Origin of the sequence: Corynebacterium sp. MSK310 (assembly GCF_030227355.1) — a bacterium.
Classification (GTDB): domain Bacteria; phylum Actinomycetota; class Actinomycetes; order Mycobacteriales; family Mycobacteriaceae; genus Corynebacterium; species Corynebacterium rhinophilum.
Window position 1 is genome coordinate 1 of the sequence record NZ_JASPFZ010000037.1, and the last position, 2132, is coordinate 2132.

Consider the following 2132-nt stretch of genomic DNA (forward strand, 5'->3'; position numbering starts at 1 on the left):
CACGTGCTGGCCCCTGACACCATCACACTGCATGCTCTATCGAAAGGTAGAAACACCACTCAAACGGACTTGACCGTGTCCACCAAATGGGGGTCAGGTCCCAGATCTTCAGTGAGCCTGCTTGAAGCAAAATTTTTGGCGGCCTTGCGCAGGATGTCACGTTCTTCGCGCAGCTTCGCGTTTTCTTTTTCTAACTGGCGGATCCGTCTCACGACTCATTCGCTACTTGAGCTTTATCCTGCAATGCTTTTATGCGGGCACGTTTGCCGGTGCCGTACTTGGTGACCCATGAATGAAGCGAGGCACGGTTGATACCGAGCTCGGCTGACGCTGAGTTCAGCGAGAGTTCTCATAGAGAGCCACAGCATCGCGTTTGAACTGTTCTCAGTACCTGGACATAGTGGCAGATTACCAATCTTGCCAACCCGACTGGACTGGATATCAGGTGTCCACCAAACAGGGGCCAGGTCCGATAATGACTACGGTGTCACTGAAGAGAGGCCATACCCCAGCGAGGATTAACGAAGTCAGCGAGAAGCTGATGGAAATCCTAGGATCGCCGGCTTGATTAACGAATTGTCGACCCCACCAGTTAACGCTGGCTTGCGAACGAAGATGATACACATTTGAGCTACGGCCACTTGACATCGGTCTAGATGCTTGCGTTCCTTCCTTGAAACAGAATCTAAAGCCGATGAGATGGACTGCTCAGTACATGGGGATTTCTGGACCTTGGTTACGGAATTTTTCGAGCAAGGACCCGAATTCGACCTCCCATATATGAAACTCACTCGGCAAGAATGTAGGTTCCTTTTTCTGCCGAGAAACGACATCAGCTTGAGCTGCTTCACGCGTAGCAAAAGCAGCCAATATATCTGGGCTAATTTCCTGGTGGCGCGCGGAGGAATTTTGCGCATATCCTTCTCTAAAAACGAGATAAACGAGGTTCGGGAAATGGCACTTGTTTAGTTTCCCTCTCCAGCCCTGAAGGGGAACTTCTTCAGCCCAACAGGTCATATCTGAAGAATCAACATGCTCGCCCATGGCGCGCTCCTGCTCTCTGGTTAAAGCTACTCCGACAAATTCTTCGTCATACGTAGCTTCCATACGCGCAAAGAGCACAAAAATTTTAGCTTGGTTACTGTTATCTGAAGTTCTACCTGTTAAACCTTGCATGCTTCTCTAAACGGTTCAGTGTCAACAGTCGCAGTGTAAGTTTTATCACCGTCTACGATAGTTCCCGTAGTCGTGCCAATAAAGTTCGTATCCACTAAGCCATTGCAACGAAACTCAATGTTTTTCTGTTCGAGTTTGGATTGTCCCTGATTGTAAGAACGCGTAGGAACGCCAGACTTTAATGGTGCGTCTTTCCATACCATCCAATACTGGTACTTAAGTTTACTCTCGTGTTTGATAGAAGTTACCGGACGACTACACTTAGTCACCGGCTTAAAACCGATGATCCTTGCATCACCATCGCCGGTCTTAGTTCGTACATGAACTTCTGTAGGCTCGAGTACGCACGGTCCATAGTCTGGAGTTGCAGCGTACGGTTGAGCGGCGGGAGCACTACTATCGCCTTCTAGCTTTTCAACTCGTGTATAAACACCGCTCTCACCGGATTGTTCTACCGAAGCGGGAACCGTAGATGCCTCCGCCACCGAAGGAGTCAACGCAATAGCTAATGCCAAGCAGGAGCATGACGCGGACATCCTAGCTATTTTACTGAACAAAGCTCCACCCTCTCGTTTCTAGACACAATGAGTACCAATGCTAAGTCTAATTATGTATTGTCTCTTTTTCTATAAAAGTGAAGTGCCTCGTGTTTTGTTCCTAGGCATTTGCCTTGATTTCTATTATTACTTGCGGCGGGTTCTTCTTCCACAATTCGGTTTCCACCTCGGCCGGGGTTCGGTATCCCAGGCTTTGGTGGAGCCTTACCTCGTTCCACCATGACACCCACTCAAACGTGGCGATTTCTGCCTCGACAACATCATTCCACCTGCGAGTATGGATGAGTTCGCCTCTTGTGAGGGGCCGTTAACGTTTTCAGCTGAGAGTGTCTGATGGTTTGTGTGTGGGAACCCAACCCGCATAAGGAGATGAACCAGAATGACTACTATGGCGAGACG

General features: G+C 49.0%; 2 protein-coding genes and 1 pseudogene. All 3 read right to left on the reverse strand.

All coding sequences use genetic code 11. From position 1 onward, the window contains the following. Positions 1 to 261 precede the first annotated feature (261 nt). Positions 262 to 363 (reverse strand): annotated as a pseudogene (locus QP891_RS12015) (transposase); the annotation flags it as partial. A 345-nt stretch (positions 364 to 708) separates the two neighbouring features. After that, positions 709 to 1176 (reverse strand): hypothetical protein, encoded by a 468-nt coding sequence (locus tag QP891_RS11625; protein WP_284771361.1) that lies wholly within the window; start codon positions 1174 to 1176, stop codon positions 709 to 711. Between the two features lie 657 nt (positions 1177 to 1833). Next, positions 1834 to 2016, reverse strand: a complete 183-nt coding sequence (locus QP891_RS11925) for an integrase core domain-containing protein (protein WP_349819741.1) — start codon at positions 2014 to 2016, stop codon at positions 1834 to 1836. Between the last annotated feature and the right edge of the window lie 116 nt (positions 2017 to 2132).

Bases quoted from the DNA above. Each gene is read 5' to 3' on its own strand.
- QP891_RS11625 (WP_284771361.1), bottom strand. From the start codon at position 1,176: ATGCAAGGTTTAACAGGTAGAACTTCAGATAACAGTAACCAAGCTAAA.